This window comes from Sphingobium sp. GW456-12-10-14-TSB1 (assembly GCF_059424385.1).
Window position 1 is genome coordinate 3,324,954 of the sequence record NZ_JBWKZI010000001.1, and the last position, 24,285, is coordinate 3,349,238.

Genomic DNA, 24,285 nt, shown 5'->3' on the forward strand with positions numbered 1-24,285 from the left:
GCAGAAGGGATCAGGGAAGCATGATGAGCAGGCAGCGCAGGCAGAGGGCGAGTTTGTGGGTGCAGGCGGCAATGCTGGCGCTGGCCCCCTGCGCCATGTCGCAGCCCGTTGTTGCCAGGACCAGCGCGCCGGAACAGGCCGCCCCGCAGCAGCAGCGCATGAACGTCCTTTTCCTGATCGCCGACGATCTGAACACCCGGACCAGCGCGACCGGCTTCAAGCCGGTCCAGACCCCCAATCTGGACAGGCTGGCGAAACGATCCGTGAACTTTGCCAACGCCTATTCGCAATATCCCTGGTGCGGGCCGAGCCGCGCCTCCTTCCTGACCGGGCGACGGCCCGACACCACCGGCGTCTGGGATTTGAAAACCAAGTTTCGGGACAATTTGCCCGGCGTCGTGACCCTGCCGCAATATTTCCGTCAGAATGGCTATTTCACCGGGCGCGTGGGCAAAATCTATCATCAGGGCGTGCCCGGCGACATCGGGACCAGCGGGCCTGACGACACGCCATCATGGGACCGTGTCGTCAATCCTGCCGGGCGGGACAAGATCAATGAGCGGGATGGCCGGATGACCATCCTCAACCCGCATCCGTCCGGGCGGCTGGGCAGCGCGCTCGCTTTCCTGGCGGATGAAGGGACGGATGAGGAGCAGACCGACGGCAAGGTCGCGTCCGAAACCATCGCCATGTTGAAAGAGCATCGGGACGGCCCTTTCTTCATTGCCGCCGGTTTCTATCGCCCGCACGTCCCAGAAGTTGCGCCCAAAAAATATTTCGACATGTATCCGCTGGACAAGGTCAAGTTCGAGCCGGAGGACCCGGCGGCGCTGGCCAAGGTGCTGCCCGCATCCTACGGACTGGTCGGCTTCCAGAATCTGGACCTGACCGTCGATCAGCAGCGCAGCTTCGTGCGCGCCTATTACGCCGCCACATCTTTCATGGACGCGCAGGTCGGCCGCGTGCTGGATGCGCTCAAGCCGCTGGGGCTTGATCGCAACACGATCATCATATTCACCAGCGACCACGGCTTCCTGCTGGGCGAACATGGCCAGTGGGAAAAGCAGATGCTGTTCGAAGGGTCTGTGAAGGTGCCGCTGATCATCAACATGCCCGGCGCGAAAGGCAATCGGCGCGTGTCGAGGAAGATGGTCGAACTGGTCGATCTCTATCCGACCATCGCGGAGATCGCCGGACTGCCCAAGCCCGATGGCCTTGAAGGCGACAGTTTGAAGCCGCTGCTGGACAATCCGGCGTCGAAGGCGTGGACGCAGCCCGCCTATAGCCAGGTGCAGGGCGGTCGCAGCGTTCGCGTCGCCCGCTGGCGCTACACGGAGTGGGAGAAGGGCAAGCTGGGCGCGGAACTCTATGATGAGGATCGCGATCCGGGCGAGACGCGCAATCTGGCGGCTGATCCACGCTATGCCCACATCGTCCAGCGGTTGAAGGCGATGTTGCCCGAAGCCTCTCCGGGGCCGCGTTACGGCATTGGCGGGGCTGAATAGCCGCCTGATGGCCTGACCCGCCACGGCACGGGATGCAGATGCCTGCGCATGATGTCGAGGAAGGCCGTGATGCGGCGGCTGCGGCCATGGCGCGCGCCCAGCAGGGCCACCACGTCCACGTCGGGCGCGCGCCAGTCGGGCAGGATCTGCACCAGGTTGCCGGTCGCAAGGTCGTCGGCAAGATCCCATTCCGACCGCATGATCACGCCCAGTCCCGCAAGCGCCCAGCCGCGCATGATCGCGCCGTCATTCGTCGACATGAAAGGTTTGATCCGGATCGTTTCGGGGCTGCTGTCGGGCCGGGAAAATCGCCACAGCGTGACGTCCTCGTCATTTTCCCGCAACGCCAGGCATCGGCACTGTTGCAGATCGACGGGTGCCTTGATGACGGGATGATCCCGAAGATAGGCCGGCGACGCGCAGACGATGCGGCGATTGGGGGCGAGCGTGGTGACCAGCCGGGTCGTCCCGTGCAGCGCCCCGATATGAATGACGACATCCCAACTGTCCGATGACAGCGACGCGGGATGATCGGACAGTTCCAGCGCGACCGTGGCTTCCGGATGCAACCGGACGAACTCGCTGACCGCCGGGGCGACGAATTCCCGGCCAAAGCCATAGGGCGCGGCGATCCTCAATTTTCCCCTGACGCTCGTCGATCGTTGGCCCAGCCGTTCGTCCAGTTGCTCGATCGCATCGACGATCGCCGAGCCCTGGGCGGCCAGAAGCTCACCTTCATCGGTCAGCATGAGCCCGCGCGACGAACGGTCGATCAGCCGTACGCCCACGCGCTGTTCAAGCGCCTTGAGCCGCTGGGTCACCGCTGGCGCCGACACGTTGAGCCGACGCGATGCGTCCGCCAGCGAGGCTGACCCGGCAATGACCCCGAAGAACAGGAAATCCTCACTCGATAGCATTAAGTCTGACCTTAATTGGAAATGACGAATCTATTAATTGAAGACGAGGGGAAATTCCATAGACTGGTTGTCCTGTCACGCCCCCTAAAGAGTGAAGCGGAACCAGCCTTGTTGGATGAAAAGACACGATATGCCGCCGATGCGGGCGTTCAAACGCTCAGGACCGTTGGCACCCCCTGCCTGATCCTCGATCAGGATCGGATGGACCGCAACGTCGCGCGGCTGCGCGGGCGAATGGAGCGGCTGGGCGTGCAATTGCGGCCCCATCTGAAAACGGCGAAGTCGGTCGATGCCGCGCGGCGGGTCATGACCGCGCCAGCGGGTCCGGCGACGGTTTCGACACTGAAGGAGGCGGAGCAGTTCGCACGCGCTGGCGTGACCGACCTGACCTATGCCGTGGGCATTTCCCCCGACAAGATCGACCGGGTGCTGGCCCTGCGTGCATCGGGGGTCGACGTGTCGGTCACGCTGGACACGGTCGAGCAGGCGCGCGCGGTGGCGGAAGCATCGCGCCGGGCGGGCGACAGGATACCCGCCCTGATCGAGATTGATTGCGACGGTCATCGGTCGGGCGTCCTGCCCGGCGATCGCGCGCTGCTGATCGACATCGCCCAGGCGCTGGAAGATGGCGGCAGCTTGCGCGGGGTGCTCACCCATGCCGGGGCAAGCTATGGCGCGATCGGCGACGATGCGATCCGCGCAGCGGCCGAAGGCGAGCGCGCGGCGGTGGTTCAGGCCGCCACGCTGCTGCGCGAAGCGGGTTTCGATTGCCCGGTCGTAAGCGCTGGGTCCACGCCGACCGCGCATTTCGCCGAAACGCTGGACGGCGTGACGGAAATGCGCGCGGGCGTGTTCGTCTTTTTCGATCTGGTCATGGCCGGGATCGGCGTCTGCGCGATCGACGATATTGCGGTGTCGGTGCTGGCGACGGTGATCGGGCACCAGCCTGAAAAGGGCTGGATATTGGTCGATGCCGGATGGATGGCGATGTCGCGCGATCGCGGTACCGCCAAGCAGGCGGTCGATCAGGGATATGGCCTGGTCTGCGATGTGCACGGCCAGCCTATGGACGATCTGATCCTGTCCGAAGCGAATCAGGAGCATGGCATCATCACGCTTCGGCCCGGTTCGACGGCGTCGCTCCCCGACTTGCCGATCGGCACGCGGCTGCGCATCCTGCCCAACCATGCCTGCGCGACGGGCGCGCAGCATGACAGCTATCATGTCGTCAGCGGGCAGGGCGACAGGATCGAGGCCGTGTGGCCCCGGTTCGGAGGATGGTGATGACGCGCATCGACGCGACGGGCGACGGCCCGCTTCCCGTGACGACGGCCAATGCGCCCGCGGCAGGCGGTCATTATGCGCAGGCCATCAAGCATGGCGGTCTTGCCTATATTTCCGGCCAGTTGCCGATCGACCCTGATGGCACGCACCGTCCCGAAGCGGATTTTGACGATCAGGCGCGGCTGGCCATCCGCAACCTGCTGGCGGTGGCGCAGGCAGCCGGCAGTTCGGCCGAAAGTCTCCTGAAAGTGACGGTCTATATCGTCGGCATCGAAAACTGGCCCCGTTTCAATGCTATCTACGCCGATCTGCTGGGCGACGTTCGCCCGGCCCGGTCGGTCGTTCCCGTCCCGCATCTCCACTATGGCTATCTTGTCGAAATTGACGCCATCGCCGCCTGCGCGGACTGATGGCGCTGAACTGATATGTGACATGAAAGAGGATAGAGCGATTTCCACCCATCCTTCCATCATCGTGCGGCCCATGACCGGCGCGGACCGGGATCTCGATGGTGCGCTGGCGCTATCGCAGGCGGTCAGCTGGCCATATCGCAAGGATGACTGGCGCATCGCGCTGGAACTGGGCCACGGCCTGCTGGCGGAAGCCGATGGCGCCATCGTCGCCTCCATCCTCTGGTGGCCCTATGGCGACGCCTTTGCCACCTGCGGCATCATCATCGTGTCGCCCGCCATGCAGGGACGCGGACTGGGCCGGACGTTGATGGAACAGATGCTCGACGCGACCGGCGACCGGGCGCTTCTGCTCAATTCGACGGTGGAGGGCCATCGTCTGTATGAAAGCTTCGGGTTCCACGATGTCGGCACGGTTCACCAGCATCAGGCCCGACTGCCGGATAGCATCCCTCCCTTGCCGGACAGCGCGGTGCGAACGGCGCAGGCAAGCGACCTGCCCGCCATCGTCAGGCTGGACGAACAGGCCTTCGGCGCGGCGCGGACCCGATTGATCGAGGCGTTCAGCCGCATCGGCACCGCCGCAGTCATCGAACGGGACGGGGTGATCACGGGCTTTGCCATGTGCCGGCGCTTTGGCTTTGGTCAGGCGGTCGGGCCGGTCGTCGCGGCAACGGCAGGCGATGCGCGGCAACTGATCCACCATTTCATGGCGGAACATGCGGGCACATTTCTGCGGATCGACATTAGCGGCGATAGCGGTCTGGGCGACTGGCTGACGACAAATGGCCTGCCCGAAGTCGGCCACGTCACGACCATGATCCGGGGACAGCGTCCTGCCGTCGCGGGAGAAGGCCGGACCTATAGTCTTGCAAGCCAGTCTTTCGGTTGAAGGCGCAGTTCATGAAACTTATCCCCTATTGGCACGACACGGCCCCCGTCTTTTCTGGCACCGAAAAAGGGCCGGTCGAAGGCGACTATGACGTGGCAGTGGTGGGCGGTGGCTTTACCGGCCTTTCCGCATCATTGGCGCTGGCGAAGAAGGGCGCGCGCGTCATCCTGCTGGAAGCCGGGCGGCTGGGCGGATGTGCATCCGGGCGCAATGGCGGGATGTGCAACAACGGCTTTGCGCAGGATTATGCCGGCATGGTCGGCCGCCTTGGCCCGGATGTCGCCAAACGCCTCTACCAAAGCTTCAACAGCGCGGTCGACACGGTCGAGCAGATCGTCCGGGACGAAGCGATCGACTGCGATTTCAAGCGCGTCGGCAAGCTCAAGATGGCGGCGAAGCCCGCACATTATGACAAGCTGGCGCGGTCGCAGGAACTGATGGCGCAGGGCGCGGACCCGGACGCCTATATGGTGTCGCGTCAGGATATGCCCTCGGAAGTCGGCACCGACCGCTATTTCGGCGGGCTGATCTTTCCCAGAAGCGCGGCGATGCATATGGGCAAATTCGTTCATGGTCTGGCAAGCGCAGCGGCGCGCCATGGCGTTCGGCTGCATGAGGACAGCCCGGTCACGGGCATGAAGCGGCTGAACGGCCACGCCCATCGCCTGTCCACGCCATCGGGTGATGTCACGGCCCGGCAGGTGCTGCTGGCGACGGGCACCTCCGCTGTCGGGCCATTATCCTATTTTCGCCGCCGCATCGTTCCGGTCGGTGCGTTTCTGATCGTGACCGAACCCCTGTCGCAGGCGCGGCTGGACAGCCTGTTGCCGCATCGTCGCAACGCGACCGACACGCGCAATTTCGTCAGCTATTTCCGCGTGACGCCGGACAATCGCCTGCTCTTTGGCGGGCGGGCGCGCTTTGCCAGATCCAATCCCCGGTCGGACGTGAAGAGCGGGACCATCCTCCAGAAATCGATGGTCGATATTTTTCCCGGCCTGTCCGACGCCCGGATCGATTATTGCTGGGGTGGCATGGTCGATATGACGGCTGATCGCCTGCCGCGCGCGGGCGAGCATGACGGTCTGTTCTATTCCATGGGCTATAGTGGGCACGGCACGCAGATGTCGACCCATATGGGCCAGATCATGGCCGAGGTGATGGACGGCAACCCCGCTGCCAATCCGTGGGGCGATTTCGCCTGGCCGGCCATTCCGGGGCATTTCGGACCGACATGGTTCCTGCCGTTCGTCGGCGCCTATTATAAATTGCAGGACATATTGCACTGAAACGGTCCCGAATACCGGGCCTGTCGGCAACAGCTTCATAAGGACAGATCAGCGTGAGCGTCCCAGAATATCGCCAATTCTATATTGATGGCGCGTGGCGTACATCATCGTCCGACAAGATGAGCGCCCTCGTATGTCCGGTGACCGAAAAGGTCATCGGCTCGCTGGCCATGGGCACCCACGCCGATGTCGATGATGCCGTTGCCGCCGCCAGAAGTGCGTTCGCGACTTTTTCCGTCACGCCGGTCGAGGAACGGCGCGCGCTGCTGGGGCGGATATTGGCGCTGATGGAGGAGCGGGCCGAAGCGTTGGCGATCGCGATGACCACGGAAATGGGCACGGCGATCAGTTTTGCGCGCAGCGCGCAGGTGCCCTTCGGCATCGCCCATGTGCGGGCGGCGATGGAGGCGTTGAGCGACTATGCGTTCATCACCCATCAGGGATCGACCGCGATCGTGCGGGAGCCGATTGGCGTATGCGGCCTGATTACGCCCTGGAACTGGCCGCTCTACCAGATCACCGCCAAAGTTGCGCCGGCGATCGCGGCGGGCTGCACGACCGTCCTGAAACCCAGCGAATTGTCGCCGCTGAGCGCGCTGCTGTTCGCGCAGATCATGCATGATGCGGGCACGCCCCCCGGCGTCTTCAATCTGGTCAACGGCACCGGGGAAGAGGTTGGGGCTGCGATGGCGTCGCATCCCGACATCGACATGATATCCATTACCGGACCGGTGCGTGCGGGCATATTGGTGGCGCAGGCGGCGGCGGTAACGGTCAAGCGCGTGGTGCAGGAACTGGGCGGCAAGTCGCCCAACATCCTGTTGCCCGACGCCGATTTCGCGCGCGTGGTGCCGTTGGGCGTCGCGTCAGCCCTGCGCAATGTCGGCCAGTCGTGCAGCGCGCCGACGCGGATGATCGTCCCCGTCGACCGGCTGGAAGAGGTGGAGAGACTGGCCCGCCGTCATGCGGAAACCATGATCGTTGGCGATCCGATGGCGCAGGACAGCGTTCTGGGCCCGGTTGCCAACAAGGCGCAGTTCGACCGCGTTCAGCATATGATCCGCGTCGGCATCGACGAAGGGGCGAAGCTGATCTGCGGCGGTCCCGGTCGTCCCGAAGGATTGAGCGAGGGCTATTTCACGCGGCCCACCATATTTTCCGACGTCACGACCGACATGCGCATCGCGCAGGAGGAGATTTTCGGGCCGGTACTGTGCATCATCCCCTATGCGACGGAAGATGACGCGATCGCCATCGCCAACGACACCGTCTACGGCCTTGGCGGGCATGTCCAGTCGGCGGACCTGGAAAGCGCGCGCCGGGTCGCGCGCCGCATCCGATCCGGCCAGGTGCATATCAATCACCCCGCCTGGGACGCCCATGCCGCCTTTGGCGGTTACAAACAGTCGGGCAATGGCCGCGAATATGGCGTTTTCGGTCTGGAAGAATGCCTCGAAACCAAGGCGATATTGGGATACGGCCCGTCATGACCAACGTTTGAAGGGGCTGTCGCCAGAACCTTTCCCACCTTATTGACTGAACGCAGGCTGGAACTTCATCATGTCCCCCAGAACCAAAAAGATCGCCAGCGACGAAAGTCTGCCCCGGTCCGCCGACGTCGTCATCATCGGGGGCGGTATCGTCGGCGCGGCGACCGCTTATTATCTCGCCAGGCGCGGCCTGTCGGTGGCCCTGCTGGAAAAGGGCTATATCGGCTGTGAACAATCCAGCCGGAACTGGGGATGGTGCAGGCAACAGAATCGGGACATGCGCGAAATGCCGCTGTCGGTCCTGTCGATGCGGCTCTGGGACGGGTTGGCCGATGAAATCGGTCAGGATCTGGGCTTTCGCCGAACCGGCCTTCTCTATGCCAGCGATGATGACAAGCAGTTGGCCGAATGGGAAAAGTGGCAGGAGGTCGCGCGGCTGTTTGATGTCGAAACGCGCATGTTGTCGGCGCGCGAAGCGGCGGAAACCTTCCCCGAAACCAAACGCAAATGGCGCGGTGGCATCCACGCTGCCCGCGATGGCAAGGCGGAACCCGCGCTGGCCGCGCCTGTCCTTGCCGAAGGTGCGCGCGCGCACGGCGCGACGATCCATCAACAATGCGCCGCCTATGCGCTCGATATAACCAATGGGGCCGTGAGCGGCGTCCACACGGAGAAGGGGTTTATCGCGGCCGATGCCGTCCTGTGCGCTGCCGGTGCCTGGGCATCAGCATTTTGCCATACACTGGGCGTGCGGTTTCCCCAGGCCAGCGTGCGCCAGACCGCGCTTCGTTCCCGCCCCGCGCCCAATGTCGGCGAAGTGCTCTATACCCCCGACTGCGCGCTCACCCGCAGGCTGGACGGCAGCTATACGATGACGATCAGCGGCAAGGCCACGTTGGAAGTGACGCCCCAGAGCCTGCGTTACGCCAAGCCGTTCATGCCCATGTTTCTCAAGCGTCTGCGGGCCGTACAGGTGGGTGTCGGCAAATCCTTTTTCGTCGGGCCGGAATCCGTTTCGAGCTGGTGGTCTGCCAAGGAGCACCGCTTTTCCGACATCCGGGTGCTGGACCCCGATCCCGATCCGAAATTCATCGCTGCGATCCTGGCCAATGTCCGCGCGAGCTTCCCGGCGCTTGCGGACATCGAAGTCGATGAGGCGTGGGGCGCCTATGTCGATTCGACCCCCGACGCGGTGCCGGTCATTTCGCCGATCGAAGGGATTGGCGGCTATTATCTGGCCGCTGGCTGTTCGGGACATGGCTTTGGCGTCGGGCCGGGCATTGGATTTCTGGCGGCGGAACTGATCGCCAATGACAAGCCCAGCGTCGATCCCCACCCCTATCGGCTGTCGCGATGGTCCGATGGGACAAGGATTGAAGTCGGCGCGCTATAATCCTGCGCGAATGGGGCAGGCTTTCACAATATGAGCCGTCCGATACGGCCCCGCCTCCATGGGACATAGCCCGTGGAGGCGGGAGTCTTTCCGATCAGGCGTCCACCAGTTGTTTCGCGCCGCGCTGCACCGTCATGCGGTGCGTACCGGCCAGTTCGGTCGTGCGGGTGCGGATGTCCTTCATGAAGTGCCATGAACCTGCGACCTGTTGCGGCGTCACCTCCAGCGAGACATAGCCGCGCTGGCTGGTGTCGCAGAAGGCCATGCCCGGATTGACCGCGCGCAGGGCGCGGGCAATGTCGGCTGGCGGCACGCCCTTGGCATAGGCTTCAAAGCCCGGCGACGTGACGCTATGACCGGCAAATTCCACGCCGACCCGGTCCTTGCCGCCGCCCTGACCGGGGCCGCGATCGCCCAGATTATAGCCCCAGGCATTGTGGCTGTCGCCCGACAGGACGACAAGGTCGGCGTCGGCCCCAAGCGCCGCGTCGTACAGGCGGTTGCGCGCCGCCGGATAGCCGTCCCAGCTGTCCATATTATAGGGCAGGCCCGCCTGCGAGGCAGCGACCGCGCCGGCCAGCGACTTGCGCACGATCTCCGGCGCGTTGGCGGGCACCCAATCGGCCGCGTTGGTCGGAAAACGGCCATAGCCCATGATCACTTGCTGGGCCAGGATCTGCCAGGCGGTGCCTGCCTTTTTGGATTTGCCGAACCCGTCATAGAGCCATTTTTCCTGCGCCGTGCCCATCAGCGTACGGTCCTGCGCGCTCCAGGCGCCATCGCGGAAGTCGGCGAGCGCCTTGGCGACGTCCCCGCGCCCGGCGATCGCTTCGCGCACGTCCAGCTGCTTGTCGCGCCCGGTGATCCGGGTTTCGGGACGGAAGATGGTGGCCAGCGTACCGATCTGGAAACTGTCATACATCGCGTCGGAAACGGGCATCCATTCGCGATAGACCTTCTCCGCCGCCGCCTTGCGCACGGCCCATTCGCCTTCCTTGTCGGGCTGATGATTTTCCGCGCCGTCCCTATAGGCGTCGTTCGCCAGTTCATGATCGTCCCACTGGGCAATCATCGGGAAGGCGGCGTGCAGCGCCTGAAGATCGGGATCGAGCCGGTAAGAGGCGTAGCGCAGGCGATAATCGGCCAGCGTCACCATCTCGTTCGCCGGTTCGATGATGCGGCCGGGCACCGCCTCCTCCAGGCTGGGATAATGGCCGCGATCATATTCGTAGAGATAGTCGCCGCAATGGATGACCAGGTCGATATCGTCCCGCGCGGCGGCATGGCCATAGGCGTTGAAATAGCCAAAGGGCAGGTTGGAGCAGGAAAAGAGACCGATGCCGAAGCGGGATACGTCCCCCTGCGGCAGGGTGCGGGTGCGGCCGATCCGGCTGATCCGGCCATCGGGGGCGATGAAGCGGTAGAAATACCATTGGCCCGGCTGAAGGCCGGTAACGGTTATTTTCGCGGTGTGATCGGCATCGGCGCGGGCCGTGACTTCGCCGCCCGACATGACCTTCGCAAAGGCCGGGTCGGTCGCGACCTCGACGCGCAGCTTGCTGTCGCCTGACCCGACATAACGGGTCCACAGCAGCACGCTATTCGCGCCCGGCTCGCCACTGGCGACGCCATGGGTGAAGCCGCGCAGGCTCAATATCTGCGCAACGCCGGGGACGGGCAGGGCGGCCAGCCCGACGATGCTGGCTTTGATAAGCAGGCGGCGGTCGATGGTGAAGCTCATGGCGGTTCCTTTCCTGCTGCCGTTCAGAAACGGCCGGTCAGCTGCGCGCCGTAGAAGCGCGGTTCGGCGGGGATGAAGGTCGGGATGCCAAAGGCGCCCCCGGTATTGCCTGCGTCGAGCAGGTAATTCCTGTCTGTCGCGTTGCGCACGAAAGCGGAAATTTCGTAGCGATCCTCGGCAAAGCTGACGCCTGCGCGCAGGTTGACCAGCATCACGCCCTTCTGGCTGATTGCTTCGCTGTTGGGCACTTCGAAATAGATTTTGCTGCGATAGGTAAGGCTGGGCGTCGCAAAGACGCGCATGCCGTTGCCCATCGGCGCATCGATCGTGAAGCCAGCCGCCGCCTGAAATCTGGGCTGGAGGCGGAACTGGTCCCCGGCGAAGCGACCATTGGCCGGCTTGTCGTCGATGCCGCCATCGATATAGCCGCCATTGGCGAATATGTTGAGCCAGCTGGTAGGCTGGATCGCGACTTCCGCTTCAACGCCAAGGTTGCTGGCCGTGCCAGCGCTGACCGTGCGGGTCACGCCGTCGCTGCCGGTCACGCTCACCTGGAAATTATCATAGGTCTGATAGTAGACGCCCAGCGAGCCGGAGAAGATGCCGCTATTGCCCTTCAGCCCGACTTCATAGTTCCAGACATTTTCTTCCGCGATCCGGTTGATGCGGGCGACGCCCCCGGCGGCAGCGTCCAGATTGACGGTCGGCGAGCGGCGGCCCTTCGACACGGTGGCAAAACCGTTCAGGGCGGGCGAGAAGCGATAGAGGATGTTGAAACGCGGCAGGAAGGCCGCGAAGCTGCTCTGGGTCCGCAGGACGCGACCATTGGTGTTGACCTGACCCGGAATGAGGGGCGCGTGGGTCAGCACGGAATTGGGCACATTGGTCACATAGCCCGACCGGCGTTCTTCGATCAGCGCGCGGATGCCAGCCGTCAGTTCCAGCGACGGGCTGGCGAGCCAGGTGCCGTCGGCGAACATCGAATAGCTGTCATTCTTGCCCTGATTTTCAAAGACCGAGCTGTAGGGAATGACGGTGGCCGCGCCGTTGGTGAGGATCGCGGTCGCCTGCGACGCGGCGACGGTGCCGTTGGCCGCGACGCAGGGGAGGCCGGGGATCAGGCGCGCGGCGCACTGGAGATAGGTGCCTTCTTCGGTCGAAAAGGGCACGCGCTGGTGGTTATCCTCGCGAAACAGGTTCCAGCCGAACGCGCCGCGGAAATGATCGCCGGCATAGGCGAAGCGGGTTTCGTGGCTGGCTTGCCAGCCCTTCGCCTCCTCGGCAAATTCCAGATACCAGGCGGCCGACCCGTCGGCGTCAAAGACTTCGTTGCTGTCGAACTTGCGATAGCCATTGACCATCGTCAGCGTCCAGTCGTCGGCGAAATCCCAGCTGAAGGTCAGGTTCGCGTCATAGACGTCGCGGTGCAGGCCAAGCTTGTCGCCGCCCAGCACGGTCGACGACAGCGGCGAACCGCTCAGATTGGCCGCGCCGAACGGGTTGCCCGGCCCTTCCGATGTCGGCAGCGCGCGGGATATGAAGGGCGTGCCGGAATTGCGCTGGCGGTCATAGGTCAGGATAAGGTCGGCGGTGAAGCTGTCGGTTGGCTTGAGGCGCAGCGAGCCGCGCACGCCCAGCTGGTCGCGGGCATAGAGATCATCCTGCGTCGCGGACAGATTCTTCACATAGCCGTCGCGCTTTTTCCAGGCAAAGGCGATGCGTCCGGCGACCTTGTCCGACCCGCCATTGACGAAGCCGCTCAGCAGCTTGGAATCATAATTGCCGTAGCCCGCAGTCAGTTCGGCGGAAAAGCCGGGCTTGGGCCGGGCGGAGATCATGCTGATCGCGCCCACCGCCGACGCTGTGCCGAACAATGTCGCCTGCGGTCCCTTGATGACCTCGATCCGCTCCATATCGTAAATATCCTGATAGGAGCCGCGCGAGCGCGAAATATCGATGCCATTATAATAGAGGGTGACGCGCGGCGCCTGTTGCGCCGACCCGCTGTCGGACGTGATGCCGCGAATGACGATGCCGGGATTATTGGCGCTCTGTTCCTGGATGTTGAGGCCGGGGATATAGTTGGACAGTTCGTCGAGGTCCGAAACGCCGATTTGCTCCATCCGCTTGCCGCTGACGGCCGAGATGGTGATTGGCACATCCATCGCGCGCTGTTCGATCTTCTGGGCGGTAACGATGATCTGTTCGCCACCGGCCACTTCCGCGTCAGGCGCAGCGGTCTGGGCGATGGCGGGGAAGGCTGTGCTGCTGGCGAGCAGGACGGCAAAAATTTTCATACGGCGTGTCATGGTGCGAACCCCCTTTATGGATGAGGACGCCGTTGCCGGAAGGATGTGACTCGTCGACTGCCGGGACATGACAATGTCGTGAAAGTTACGATATTATATTGTCATACAATACCGGTTCCTAATGGCGCCGAAACGGCCCGTCTGGACCTGTCGCCATGATCGTGACAGCGGCCCTCAGCATGCCTTGTTGCGGCGCGTAGTTGCGGCACAGAGGCGAGCAGGCGGCATGCCAAACCGCGATCACAACAGGGCGGCAACCATAGATCCGCACCAGCCGGATTTTAGAGAATTATTTGAAAGCAGAGATGTGGTGGCGGAGCGGCAGGGATTCGAACCCTGGATACGCTTTTGGCGTATACTCACTTTCCAGGCGAGCGCCTTCGACCACTCGGCCACCGCTCCGCATTGCTCTGGAAGTGGCGCTCCCTATCGCGGCGAAGGCGGCTAGGCAAGGGGATGCTTTACTTTCCTGCGCGGTGACGCTCTGATCGGGACATGATCCGATTTTTCGCGCCCGCGCTGCTCGCTTTTATACCCGCTTCTGCCGCCATCGCCGCTGATCCGCCCGCAACGCCCGCTGCCGTGGTGGCCGCCGCCCCGGCCAGCGCCTGGCGCGCGATTGCGGCGGAAAATCTGCTGGTGATGACGATCGAGGGGGGCAAGCGCGTGGTGATAGAGGTCGCGCCGGCCTTTGCGCCGCGCCATGTCGCCAATATCCGCGCGCTGGCAAAGGCGCACTGGTGGGACGGGACCAGCATCAACCGGGTGCAGGACAATTATGTCGTGCAATGGGGCGATGCGACCGAGAAGAAGCCGTTGCCGCCTGGCCTGTCGCCCACCAGTCCGGCCGATTATGTCCGATCGATCGCCAATGTGCGGCTGGCGATCACCCCCTCGCCCTCGGCGGACGCCTATGCGCCCAAGACGGGCTATGTCGATGGCTGGCCGATGGCGATGGACGGCGATAGCGCGTGGCTGCCGCATTGCTATGGCTTTATCGGCGTCGGCCGCAATGTCTCGCCCGATGCGGGAACGGGGGCGGAGCTTTACGCCGTGAACGGGCAGGCCCCGCGCCAGCTTGATCGCAATATCGCCGTGGTCGGCCGGGTGGTCGAGGGCATGGCGCATCTGTCCAGTCTGCCGCGCGGATCGGGCGAACTGGGTTTCTACACGGCCGACGAAAAGACAGTGCCGATCCTGTCGGTGCGACTGGCGAGCGAATTGCCTGAAGCCGAACGGCCGCATTTTCAGGTGATGGACGTCGCTTCGCCCAGCTTTGCCGCCTATTTGCGGCTGCGCGCCAACCGGAAGGATGATTTTTACGATCGCCCTGCTGGCGGCGTCGATCTGTGCAATGCGCCGGTGCCGGTGCGCGCCGCGCCATAAAGGAACATTCGCCGCCCCATTCGCGCTATAGCCGCAGCATGATAGCGGGAGAGAGCGGATGATCGTAGGCACCGTCAAGGAAATCAAGAATCACGAATATCGCGTCGGGCTGACTCCCGAAAGCGTCCATGAACTGACCGCGCATGGTCATGAGGTGCTGGTGGAAACGGGCGCGGGCGACGGGATCGGCGCGCATGATGCGCTGTATGAGAAGGCGAGCGCCAGGATCGTAGCCACCGCTGCGGAGATATTCGCCAGCGCCGAAATGATCGTGAAGGTCAAGGAGCCGCAACCGGGCGAACGCGCCATGCTGCGCGCCGGGCAGATCCTCTACACCTATCTGCATCTGGCCCCCGATCCCGACCAGACCCGCGATCTGATCGCCAGCGGGGCCGTCTGCATCGCCTATGAAACGGTGACGGACGATCAGGGTGGCCTGCCGCTGCTCAAACCCATGAGCCAGGTGGCTGGTCGCATGTCGATCCAGGCGGGCGCGACGGCGCTGGAAAAGGCGCATGGCGGGCGTGGCGTGCTGCTGGGCGGGGTGCCGGGCGTGCTGCCTGCCAAGGTGGCGGTGATCGGCGGCGGCGTGGTCGGCTTCAACGCGGCGCAGATGGCGGCGGGGCTGGGCGCGGACGTGACGATTCTGGACCGCAGCCCGCAAGTGCTGGAGCGGCTGGGCATGTATTTCGAAGCGCGGGCCAAGACGCGCTTTTCCAACCGCGCCAATCTGGCCGATTGCGTGGCGGACGCTGATCTGGTGATCGGCGCGGTGCTGATCCCCGGCGCGGCCGCGCCCAAGCTGGTCAGCGCGGACATGCTCAAAAGCATGAAGAAGGGCGCGGTGCTGGTCGATGTCGCGATCGACCAGGGCGGCTGTTTCGAAACCAGCCATGCCACCACCCATGCCGACCCGACCTATATCGTCGATGGCATCGTCCATTATTGCGTCGCCAACATGCCGGGCGCTGTGGCCCGCACCAGCACCTATGCGCTCAACAATGTGACGCTGCCCCATGCGTTGCGGATCGCCGATCTGGGATGGAAGGATGCGTTGCGCAGCGACCCGCATTTGCTGGCGGGCCTCAATGTGTGGGACGGCAAGATCACCTATGGCGCGGTCGCGGACGCGCTGGGTCTGGATCATGTTTCGGCGGCACAGGCGGTCGCCTAGATAAGCCACCGTCCAACTTTTGCCTGTTCCTGTTGCGGGTTAGCCTCGCCTGTTCGTCTAGCCAGACAAGGGGCGCTGTTCCGTGTCCCTTATCCGGTTTCGCCGAAGAGAGGCATGGTTTCCCGTGATGATCGATTCCCCGACATTCGCCCCCTTGACCTGCAAGGGCGTTAGCAACAGCTTGATCAAGGGTCAGGCACGGGAACAGGGGGCGCGGTGATGCACGGTGATGTCATGACCTGGCTGGTGCCGCTGGTTTCCATGCTGGCGGCGGGGCTGTTCGCCGGCTTTGCCGCGGGCATTTTCGGTATTGGCGGCGGCTTCGTCGTCGTGCCTGCCTTGTTCGTCGTGCTGCCCCTGCTGGGCGGCACGCACGATGCCATCGCCCATGTCGCGATCGGCACGTCGGCGGCGACGATCATCGTCACCTCCATTCGCTCGCTCCTGTCCCATGCCAAGCGCGGGGCGGTGGAGTTTGAGATACTCAAGACCTGGGCGCCGTGGATCATCCTGGGCGATGGCATGGGCGTGTTGTTGGCAGGCCATGTCGACGGGCGCATCCTGACCATGATCTTCGCCGGGGGCGTATTCCTGATGTCGCTCAACTTCCTGCTGCCCAAGGTCGGCGACAAGGTGATCAGCCAGGACATGCCGTCGGGGATCGCGCGGGTCGGCATTGCCGGGGGGCTGGGCACATTTTCCGCGCTGCTGGGGATCGGCGGCGGGACGATCGCGATCATGGTGATGACCTTGTGCGGTCGCTCGATCCACCGCGCGATTGCCACTGCGTCCGGCGTCGGCACGCTGATCGCCATTCCCAGCGCGATCGGCTTTGCGCTGATCGGCCTTAAGGAAACCGGCCTGCCCTGGGGGTCGCTGGGCTATGTCAATGTGCCCGCGACGCTGGCGATTGCCTCCATGTCGGTGCTGACCGCGCCGCTCGGCGTCGCAGTCGCCCATGCGCTGCCCGCCAAGCCGCTCAAGAAGATTTTTGGCGTCTATCTGGTCGTCATCGCCTTCGTCATGTTCCGCAACGCCCTGAAAATCTGACGGCGTGGGGCGTCACTAACAGCCATTGTCACTGGCGGCCTTTCCCTTCATTCGTGTAGCGGGGGGCGTTATGGGGCATAGTGACCAGATTTCCGTGCTGTTGGTGGAGGATGACGCGGCAGCGCGCGCCAATATCGCCGCGATCCTCAGCAGCGCGGGCATCAGCGTGGAACAGGCCGAAGATGGCGCGACCGGCCTGACGCGCGCGGGCAGCGGCAGCCATGACGTGCTGATCCTGGACCGGATGCTGCCTGGCTATTCGGGCATCGACATCGTCACCCGGCTGCGCGGCGCAGGGGTAGGGGCGCCGGTCCTGATGCTGTCCGCGCTGGGGCGCAGCGAACATCGGGTCGAAGGACTGGAAAGCGGGGTCGACGACTATCTCGCCAAGCCGTTCGAGCCGGACGAACTGGTCGCCCGCGTCCGGGCCTTGTGGCGGCGCGCCAGTCGCCGCAGCCATGATCCGGTTTTGCTGTTTGGCGATCTGGAATGTCATGCCAAGGCGCGCACCGCCTATCGACAGGGTCGGCATCTGGCGCTGTCGCCCAAGGAATTTGAACTGTTCCGCTACCTGATGGACCATGCGGGTGAGGTGGTGACGCGCGAAATGCTGCTTCGCCATGTGTGGAAGCTGAATTTCGATCCGCAGACCAATGTCGTCGACGTCAATGTCGGCCGCCTGCGCCGCAAGCTGGAGGAGGGGTTTGACAGCCCCGTGCTGGAAACGGTGTGGGGCACCGGGTACCGGCTGATCGCGGTCGGGGCCGGGCCTGCCGGCGGATCGACCAGCGGACCGGCCGGTGGCTAGGATCAATCTGTTCCACTCGGTCTTTGGCCGGGTCACCCTGTCGGCGCTGCTGGTCAGCCTGTTGTCGACGCTGGCGCTGTTCCTGGTGGTGGAAAAGATTGTCGTCGATGATGGCCGGGCGAGGCTGGCGCGGGAGGTCGATACCGATCTGGCCGGGCTGGCGGATATTTATGTCAGCGGCGGCGACGCGGAATTGCGCGCGCGCATCGCCGACCGGCTGTCGGTCGAACAGCAGGATGGCGAACAGGGCTGGTATCTGCTGGCCGACGCGCAGGGACGGCGCATCGCAGGCAATCTCGACCGCTGGCCCAAATTGTCCGCCCATGTTTCCGAAGCGCGATTCGTCACCCTGCCCGATGGGCAGCGCATGTTCGCGCGGGCGACCCGGCTTGGCCCGTCGGCGCAATTGCTGGTCGGGCGCAGCGATGTGCGCGGGCAGGCGCTGCTTGCCCGGCTGGCGATGGCCTTTGCCGTCGCGGGCGCGCTGATCGCGTTGTTCAGCCTGCTGGCGGGTCATTTTGCCGCGCGCCGCCTGCGCGTTCGGGTGGAGGCGGTCAACGCCACCTTCGCGGCGGTTCGGGCCGGGCGGATTGCGGCACGGGCGCCGGGCGCCGGGACCAGTGACGAACTGGCCGAACTGGCCGCCAACACCAATGCGATGCTGGATCAGGTCGAACGGCTGATAGAGGCGCAGCGCGCCGTGTCGGACCAGACCGCGCATGAGATCCGCACGCCGCTGATGCACCTCGACACCCGCATATTGAAGGCGATGGAAGGGACGCAGGACAGCACGCTGCTGCGCACGCTCGACCAGTCGCGCGGCGAGATTCGCGGGGTCGTGCGATTGCTCGATTCGCTGCTCGACATAGCGGGCACGCAGGCGCTGCGCGGTGACCTGCGCGGGCTGGCGGAAGTCGATTTGAGCGACATAGCCGAGACGCTGGCGGACCTTTATGGCGCAAGCGCCGAAGAATTGGGCATCGGCTTTCATGCCCGGATCACGCCCGGCGTCATGCTGCGCGCGGACCCGATGCAGATGATGCGGCTGATGTCCAACCTGCTCGACAATGCGTTCAAATATGTGCCGAGCGGCGGGTCGGTGGCGCTGATCCTGTCGCCCGGCCCGCGCATCATCGTGCAGGATGACGGCCCCGGCATCCCCGCCGCCGACCGCACGCGCATTTTCGAACGCTATGTTCGGCTTGATGTCGGGTCAGGCGGCGGGCATGGGCTGGGACTGGCGCTTGCCAGAGCGATTGCGCAGCGGCATGAACTGTCGCTGCATGTGGAGGATGCCGCGCCCGGTGCGCGGTTCGTCGTCCAGTTGGAGGATCTGGCGGCTGGAGGGTCGGGATGATTAGGCTGTTGCTGCCCGCATTGCTGCTTGTCGCGCCGCCCGCTGCGCCCGCCGCGGACATGCTGCCCGCCGACCCGGTGCTGCGCACGTTGATGGAGGGGGACGCCGCACTGGCTGGCGGCAATGCGGCGCAGCTTATGGACGTGGCGCAGATTCTCAAGGCCTTGGGCGCGACGCCCGCCGAGGGACAGGATGACCTCGCCGCGCTCTGGACGCAGGAGGCGCAGACGCGCGGCGTGACCCGATCCACCCTGGCCTTTCGCGGGCGGGCTCTGGGTCCGGCCTACCGGCGCGGCTTGCTGGAGGCGGGCGGCAGCTTCACCATGCGGCAATTATTCCTGGCCGGGCAGCGCGCGCAGATTTCCATTGCCCCGGCGAGTGGGGCTGGCGGCGCTGGCCTGTCGATCCGGGTACAGGGGAGCGACGGCGCGACCCTGTGCGCGAAAGCGGTCGGCGGGCCGCAGGCGGACTGCGCCTGGCTGCCGGTCTTTACCGAACGCTATGATATTGTGATAGAAAATGGCGGATCGACGCCTGCGGGATTCTATCTGATCATGCGCTGACCGCCGCTCGGTTCGTCGCTGCGCGGGCGCGCTTCATCCATTCTGTCAGTTCATTCAGGCGAAAAAGGCCGGGGTCGGGGCGTTGTGTCCTCCATGTTTCATGAGGAATGAGGAGAAACCCGATGAAGCGTTCGTCCTTTCTGGCCGCTGCTGCCCTGTTCACCCTGACCTCCACCACGGCTTTCGCGCAGGGTGAAGGCCCGATCAGCTATGAAGAGCAATTGGCGCAGGTGGAAAACCAGTTGACCTATCAGTCGCCGATCGCCGGGGTCGAGAATGATTATTGGTTCAATTATCAGACCGACCTGGCCGAAGCGCGCAAGGAATTGACCAAGGATCTGCGCCGCTCGTCCGATGCGGAGGATAATCGGGACGCCTGGGAAGAATATCGCGCCGAACTGGCCGACGCCCGCGGCGACTATGCCAAGGAAATGGCCGAAAAAGGCTATCCGGTCGGGCAGGTGCGCGTGTTGAGCGATAATGGCCGGTGAAGAGGCGACGGGGGAGGGGACTGCCCTTTCCCCGTCCCTCAGTCGGCGTCGGGATCGCGGAAATTCAGCCGCCGCGTGACGGTATAGTCGAGCACGCCGACCAGCAGATAGCTGATCCATTGCTTGACCAGCGTCACCATCGTGCGGGTGGCGCGGTGGCTTTCCATCGTTACCAACTGGCTGTCCCGCGCCAACCGATCGATCAGCCCGCGCACCGACGTCGCGAACCCGGCATCGTCGATCCGCAGCATGACCTCCAGATTGATGAACAGGCTGCGCATGTCGAAATTGGCCGATCCGATAAACACGGCATCGTCGATGACGATCAGCTTCATATGCAATTTGCGCGGGCTATATTCGGCGATCTTTACGCCACGCTTGAGCAGTGGGCCATAGAGCAGCCGCGCCGCCTCTATCGTCGTGCGATTGTCCGATTTGGCGGGCAGGATGATCCGCGCGCCCTTGCGACCTGCGGCGCGGGCGATTCGCTTGAGCATCCCGCGTCCCGGCGAAAAATAGGCCGCGACCATGTCGACGCGCTGCGCATGCTCCAGATCATGCTTGACCACCTGCGCCCAGGGGCTGAGCCGCCGGGTCGGCCCGCCGATCAGCCAGCGGAACGGATCGGCCGGGTCATGATGGAGCGAAGGGTGCCAGTGGCGCACCATGCGCCGCAGCGTGCGGAACCGCTGCTTTTTGGTCGAGACCCAGCGCCATAGCTGCCCATACCAGCGGGTCATCGCCTCGACCTGCGGACCCTCTATCCATAGGCCCATGTCCGCCCAGCTATCGCGCGGCGGGATGCCGAAATAGCCGTTTTCGACATTGAAGCCGCCGATCAGCACCTGCGTGTCATCGGCAATCGCCATCTTCTGATGGTTGCGGATCAGGTAGCGGGTGGACCGGCGCGTGCCGAAACGGCCGAAATGGGCGCCTGCCTCCACCAGAGGGGCAAAGAAGCTGTCGGGCGTGCGCGCCGATCCAAAGCCGTCGACCATCAGCGTCACCACCACGCCGCGCGCCCGCGCCGCGACCAGGGCATCACGCACCGCCATACCGCAGTCATCACCGGAAAAGATATAATAATAGAGTTTGAGCGACGTCCGCGCCCCTGCAATCAGTGCGATCAGCGCATCCAGCAGGGCTGCGCCGTCGACGATCAGGCGCAGGTGATTGCCGTCCAGCGTGACGGCGATGTCGGGCACGTCGGCTTGCGCGCCTGCTGGCCTGTGGGTCGCCATCGCGCCCTCATGCCGCCTTTTGGCAGCGCGCGCCATGGCTTTATGGCCTTTTCATTGACTTGTAACAGGGGCGCTGCTAACCGGCCAACTGATTATTCCATTTGTTGCAGGAGGCCCGTTTGGCCCGCGTTACCGTCGAAGATTGCGTCGACAAGGTTACCAACCGTTTTGACCTCGTTCTGCTCGCCGCCCAGCGCGCGCGGGAAATTTCGGGCGGCGCAGAGCTGACCGTGGACCGCGACCGGGACAAGAATCCCGTCGTCGCCCTGCGCGAAATCGCTGAAGAAACGGTGCTGCCCGCCGAACTGCATGATTCGGTTGTCGCCTCGCTTCAGAAGGTGCAGATTGACGATGACGATACGCCGGACGAAATCGGCTCGATCGCGCAGTCGGCCGAAGCCCTGCGCCTGACCGCCGCTGCGCCGCCGCGCAACCAGAATATCGGCGGCGATTACGACGGCTGATCCACGGGATTGAGTTTGGAGAGGGAAGAGGCCCGGCCTGCGCAAGCAGGACCGGGCCTCACTTATTGGCGGCGGCTATTCCCTCTCCCTTCAGGGAGAAGCGCGCGCTCACCCCGCAGGCCGCGCGATGCGCTTGCCTTTGGTCCGGCTGGTGAGGTGAAATTGCCCGCAGCGGTCGCAGCGATAGGGGCGGAGGATGATGGTCGCCTGCTCAACCGCTGCCTGCGCCTGCTCCTGCGTCGGATAGCGGCGCTTGGCGGCACAGATGCGCAGGCGGGTGCTTTTCACAGATCAGTCACAGCGGCGGCAAGGCCCAGTCGATCGGCCCGCGCCCATGCGCTTCCAGAAAGGCGTTGGCCTGCGAAAAGGGTCGCGATCCGTGAAAGCCGTTATGGGCAGATAGCGGGGAAGGGTGGGCGGACTTCAGCACCAGATGCCGGCTTTGATCGACAAACGCCGCCTTGCGCTGGGCATAAGCGCCCCACAACAGGAATACGGTGGGCTTTTCCTGCTCCGCCACCAGTCGCACGACGGCATCGGTGAACAATTCCCACCCCTTGCCCTGATGCGATGCGGCGCGCGCCATTTCGACGGTCAGCACGCTGTTGAGCAGCAGCACGCCCTGCCTGGCCCAATGTTCCAGAAATCCATGGGATACACGCGGGATGCCCAGGTCCGCCTCCATCTCCTTGTAGATGTTGACCAGGGATGGCGGGGTGCGCACGCCCGGCTGGACCGAAAAGCACAGGCCATGCGCCTGCCCTTCGCCATGATAGGGATCTTGCCCCAATATCACGACCTTGACCTGGTCCAGCGGGGTGAGGTCGAGCGCGCGGAAATAGTCGCGCCCCTTGGGGAAGATGCGTTTGCCCGCCGCCTTTTCCGCCGCCAGAAAGGCTTTCAGTCCCTGCATATGCGGGGTGGTGAACTGGTCGGCCAGCGGGGTCAGCCAGCTTTCGTGCAACTTGATCGCGCTACTCATGGCGCGGGTGATGGCCCGCCCGGCAAAGGCCTGTCAACGCGCGAATCGCGGCAAACTCTCTTGCGCTTGGCCTGCGCTTTGGCGACATGGGACGCATGGTTCCGTTTCGTCCCATCGCCATGCTCGCCGCCCTTGGCCTGTTCCTCGCGCCACTGCCCGACGCCGACGCCTTTGGCCCTACCAAGACAGCGGTGCAGCAAACCGCCGAAACGCGCCTGATCGCCCAGTTCCAGCGCTTTGCCAGCCTGACCGACGGCACGGTCGGCATCGTCGTGCGCGACCTTGGCACCGGGGAAACGCTCTCGCTCAATGGCGATACGCTCTTCCCGATGGCCAGCGCCTACAAGGTCGCGGTGGCGGGGCGGATCTTTGCGATGATCGACGCGGGCGCGCTGACGCTGGAAGAGCAACTGGCCAGCCCGGCGGGTCCGGTTTCGGTTGCCACGCTGCTGGACCTGATGCTGACCCGCAGCGACAATGACGCGACCGACCTGCTCGTCGCGCGGGCAGGCGGCCCGACGGCGGTGCATCAATGGGTCGCGGGGCTGGGCATCCGGGGTCTGCGGGTGGACAGCAACACCGCCGACCTTCTGTATCGCGCCATGGGCCTTGCCCCCCAGCCGGGCAATTTCCACCGCAATGTCGCCGCTGCGATGGCGGCCGACCCGGCGTTGCGCGAACGCGATGCACATGACATTCCCAACATCGCCTTCGCCCGCGACCCGCGCGATACCGCCACGCCGACCGCGATGACCGATCTGGTCGCCGCGATTCGCACCGGCAAAGCCCTGTCGGGGCGCAGCACGGTGGCTTTGCTGTCGATCATGGAACGGTGCCGCACCGGCAAGGCGCGGCTGCCCGGCATGTTGCCGCCCGGTACGCTGGTCGCGCACAAGACCGGGTCGCTCAACGGCACCGGCAATGATACCGGCGTCATCAGCCTGCCCGATGGACGGCTGTTCGCGATCACCGTATTCGTGATGCAGGATCATAAGGGGCATGCGACGCGCGACCGCATCATGGCGGAAGCCGCGCGGGCAAGTTATGACTATTTTCTGTTCGCGCCTGATAGAGGCACGGTCTGACGCACAGCCCTTAACATCGATCAACTCTGCGGATAGGGTGGCGGTAGAGAGGATTGCCGTGCCCGCCATCACCCGATTTCGCGACTTCTGGCCCTATTATCTGCAAGAACATGCGCGTCCTGGCACGTGCGCCCTGCATTATACCGGGACCAGCATGGTCGTGGCGCTGCTGACGGCGGCGCCCGTTGCCGGGCGCTGGTGGATGGCGCTGGCCCTGCCGGTCGTCGGCTATGGTTTTGCATGGATCGGCCATGGCCTGATCGAACGCAACCGGCCTGCCACCTTCCGCTATCCATTCTGGTCGCTGCGTGCCGATTTCGTGATGTGGTACCGTTATTTGACCGGGCATATCCGCCGCGATCTGGCGCGTGCCGGGGTGCGGCCCGATGGCACGGTGGACCCCGACCGGCGCGTGTCAGCCTAGCACCACTGCTTGACCGCACCCGGCGCTCTG

Annotated in this window: 23 protein-coding genes and 1 tRNA gene; 17 read left to right on the forward strand and 7 right to left on the reverse strand. The window is 64.3% G+C overall.

The window, feature by feature from the left end:
* Positions 1-20: 20 nt before the first annotated feature.
* Positions 21-1,505 (forward strand): sulfatase, encoded by a 1,485-nt coding sequence (locus tag AC07X9_RS16240; protein WP_244917174.1) that lies wholly within the window; start codon positions 21-23, stop codon positions 1,503-1,505.
* Here the strand turns inward: AC07X9_RS16240 and AC07X9_RS16245 are convergent.
* Positions 1,481-2,422, reverse strand: coding sequence for a LysR family transcriptional regulator (locus tag AC07X9_RS16245; protein ID WP_017183922.1), 942 nt, complete (start codon positions 2,420-2,422; stop codon positions 1,481-1,483). The two genes, AC07X9_RS16240 and AC07X9_RS16245, sit on opposite strands and share 25 nt — an antisense overlap.
* A gap of 108 nt (positions 2,423-2,530) precedes the next feature.
* Between AC07X9_RS16245 and AC07X9_RS16250 the strand changes: the two genes are divergently transcribed.
* The 6 genes from AC07X9_RS16250 (at position 2,531) to AC07X9_RS16275 (ending at position 9,180) form a co-directional block, all read left to right on the forward strand.
* Positions 2,531-3,706, forward strand: coding sequence for a DSD1 family PLP-dependent enzyme (locus AC07X9_RS16250; RefSeq protein ID WP_017183923.1), 1,176 nt, complete (start codon positions 2,531-2,533; stop codon positions 3,704-3,706).
* A complete protein-coding gene (locus AC07X9_RS16255; protein WP_017183924.1) occupies positions 3,700-4,116 on the forward strand; it encodes a RidA family protein in 417 nt (138 codons plus the stop codon). The genes AC07X9_RS16250 and AC07X9_RS16255 overlap by 7 nt, the downstream gene beginning before the upstream one ends.
* Positions 4,117-4,138: 22 nt before the next feature.
* Positions 4,139-5,008 (forward strand): GNAT family N-acetyltransferase, encoded by an 870-nt coding sequence (locus tag AC07X9_RS16260; RefSeq protein WP_017183925.1) that lies wholly within the window; start codon positions 4,139-4,141, stop codon positions 5,006-5,008.
* A gap of 11 nt (positions 5,009-5,019) precedes the next feature.
* Positions 5,020-6,297: an NAD(P)/FAD-dependent oxidoreductase gene (locus AC07X9_RS16265; protein WP_026002537.1), complete on the forward strand. Its 1,278-nt coding sequence runs from the start codon at positions 5,020-5,022 to the stop codon at positions 6,295-6,297.
* 83 nt (positions 6,298-6,380) lie between these two features.
* Positions 6,381-7,787, forward strand: a complete 1,407-nt coding sequence (locus tag AC07X9_RS16270) for an aldehyde dehydrogenase family protein (protein WP_086012015.1) — start codon at positions 6,381-6,383, stop codon at positions 7,785-7,787.
* Between the two features lie 70 nt (positions 7,788-7,857).
* Positions 7,858-9,180 carry an NAD(P)/FAD-dependent oxidoreductase gene (locus AC07X9_RS16275; RefSeq protein ID WP_017183928.1) on the forward strand — a complete coding sequence of 441 codons (1,323 nt, stop codon included), beginning with the start codon at positions 7,858-7,860 and terminating at the stop codon, positions 9,178-9,180.
* Positions 9,181-9,274: 94 nt separating this feature from the next.
* Here the strand turns inward: AC07X9_RS16275 and AC07X9_RS16280 are convergent, their stop codons facing one another.
* From AC07X9_RS16280 to AC07X9_RS16290, 3 genes are all read right to left on the reverse strand, one after another.
* Positions 9,275-10,921 (reverse strand): alkaline phosphatase D family protein, encoded by a 1,647-nt coding sequence (locus AC07X9_RS16280; protein WP_017183929.1) that lies wholly within the window; start codon positions 10,919-10,921, stop codon positions 9,275-9,277.
* Between the two features lie 23 nt (positions 10,922-10,944).
* Positions 10,945-13,218 carry a TonB-dependent receptor gene (locus tag AC07X9_RS16285; protein WP_086485920.1) on the reverse strand — a complete coding sequence of 758 codons (2,274 nt, stop codon included), beginning with the start codon at positions 13,216-13,218 and terminating at the stop codon, positions 10,945-10,947.
* Positions 13,219-13,541: 323 nt separating this feature from the next.
* A tRNA-Ser gene (locus AC07X9_RS16290) sits at positions 13,542-13,632 on the reverse strand.
* A gap of 93 nt (positions 13,633-13,725) precedes the next feature.
* Here AC07X9_RS16290 and AC07X9_RS16295 point away from each other — a divergent pair.
* The 7 genes from AC07X9_RS16295 (at position 13,726) to AC07X9_RS16325 (ending at position 20,059) form a co-directional block, all read left to right on the forward strand.
* Complete coding sequence (locus tag AC07X9_RS16295; protein WP_017183931.1) at positions 13,726-14,616, forward strand: peptidylprolyl isomerase; 891 nt, start codon at positions 13,726-13,728, stop codon at positions 14,614-14,616.
* Positions 14,617-14,674: 58 nt separating this feature from the next.
* Entirely contained in the window at positions 14,675-15,790 is a 1,116-nt protein-coding gene (gene ald / locus AC07X9_RS16300; protein WP_017183932.1) for an alanine dehydrogenase, read from the forward strand.
* 219 nt (positions 15,791-16,009) lie between these two features.
* The gene (locus AC07X9_RS16305; RefSeq protein ID WP_017183934.1) at positions 16,010-16,840 is read left to right on the forward strand and encodes a sulfite exporter TauE/SafE family protein; all 831 of its coding nucleotides are present in this window, start codon (positions 16,010-16,012) and stop codon (positions 16,838-16,840) included.
* Between the two features lie 70 nt (positions 16,841-16,910).
* The gene (locus tag AC07X9_RS16310) at positions 16,911-17,648 is read left to right on the forward strand and encodes a response regulator transcription factor (protein ID WP_017183935.1); all 738 of its coding nucleotides are present in this window, start codon (positions 16,911-16,913) and stop codon (positions 17,646-17,648) included.
* A complete protein-coding gene (locus tag AC07X9_RS16315; RefSeq protein ID WP_017183936.1) occupies positions 17,641-19,005 on the forward strand; it encodes a sensor histidine kinase in 1,365 nt (454 codons plus the stop codon). Before AC07X9_RS16310 ends, AC07X9_RS16315 begins: the two co-directional genes overlap by 8 nt.
* Entirely contained in the window at positions 19,002-19,568 is a 567-nt protein-coding gene (locus tag AC07X9_RS16320; RefSeq protein WP_017183937.1) for a hypothetical protein, read from the forward strand. The genes AC07X9_RS16315 and AC07X9_RS16320 overlap by 4 nt, the downstream gene beginning before the upstream one ends.
* A 122-nt stretch (positions 19,569-19,690) precedes the next feature.
* Entirely contained in the window at positions 19,691-20,059 is a 369-nt protein-coding gene (locus tag AC07X9_RS16325) for a hypothetical protein (RefSeq protein ID WP_017183938.1), read from the forward strand.
* A 38-nt stretch (positions 20,060-20,097) separates the two neighbouring features.
* On the opposite strand, the gene AC07X9_RS16330 is transcribed toward AC07X9_RS16325, so the two are convergent.
* On the reverse strand, positions 20,098-21,336 hold the full coding sequence (locus AC07X9_RS16330; protein WP_017183939.1) for a phospholipase D-like domain-containing protein: 1,239 nt from the start codon (positions 21,334-21,336) through the stop codon (positions 20,098-20,100).
* Positions 21,337-21,419: 83 nt separating this feature from the next.
* On the opposite strand from AC07X9_RS16330, the gene rpoZ reads away from it, so the two are divergent.
* Entirely contained in the window at positions 21,420-21,764 is a 345-nt protein-coding gene (gene rpoZ, locus AC07X9_RS16335; protein ID WP_026002539.1) for a DNA-directed RNA polymerase subunit omega, read from the forward strand.
* Positions 21,765-21,872: 108 nt separating this feature from the next.
* On the opposite strand, the gene AC07X9_RS16340 is transcribed toward rpoZ, so the two are convergent.
* Entirely contained in the window at positions 21,873-22,052 is a 180-nt protein-coding gene (locus AC07X9_RS16340; protein ID WP_017183941.1) for a hypothetical protein, read from the reverse strand.
* A 7-nt stretch (positions 22,053-22,059) separates the two neighbouring features.
* A complete protein-coding gene (gene ung / locus AC07X9_RS16345) occupies positions 22,060-22,746 on the reverse strand; it encodes a uracil-DNA glycosylase (protein WP_017183942.1) in 687 nt (228 codons plus the stop codon).
* Positions 22,747-22,841: 95 nt separating this feature from the next.
* Between ung and AC07X9_RS16350 the strand changes: the two genes are divergently transcribed.
* Both AC07X9_RS16350 and AC07X9_RS16355 read left to right on the forward strand, forming a co-directional pair.
* Complete coding sequence (locus tag AC07X9_RS16350) at positions 22,842-23,831, forward strand: serine hydrolase (protein WP_017183943.1); 990 nt, start codon at positions 22,842-22,844, stop codon at positions 23,829-23,831.
* A gap of 58 nt (positions 23,832-23,889) precedes the next feature.
* A complete protein-coding gene (locus AC07X9_RS16355; protein WP_017183944.1) occupies positions 23,890-24,255 on the forward strand; it encodes an Mpo1-like protein in 366 nt (121 codons plus the stop codon).
* The last annotated feature ends 30 nt before the right edge of the window (positions 24,256-24,285 follow it).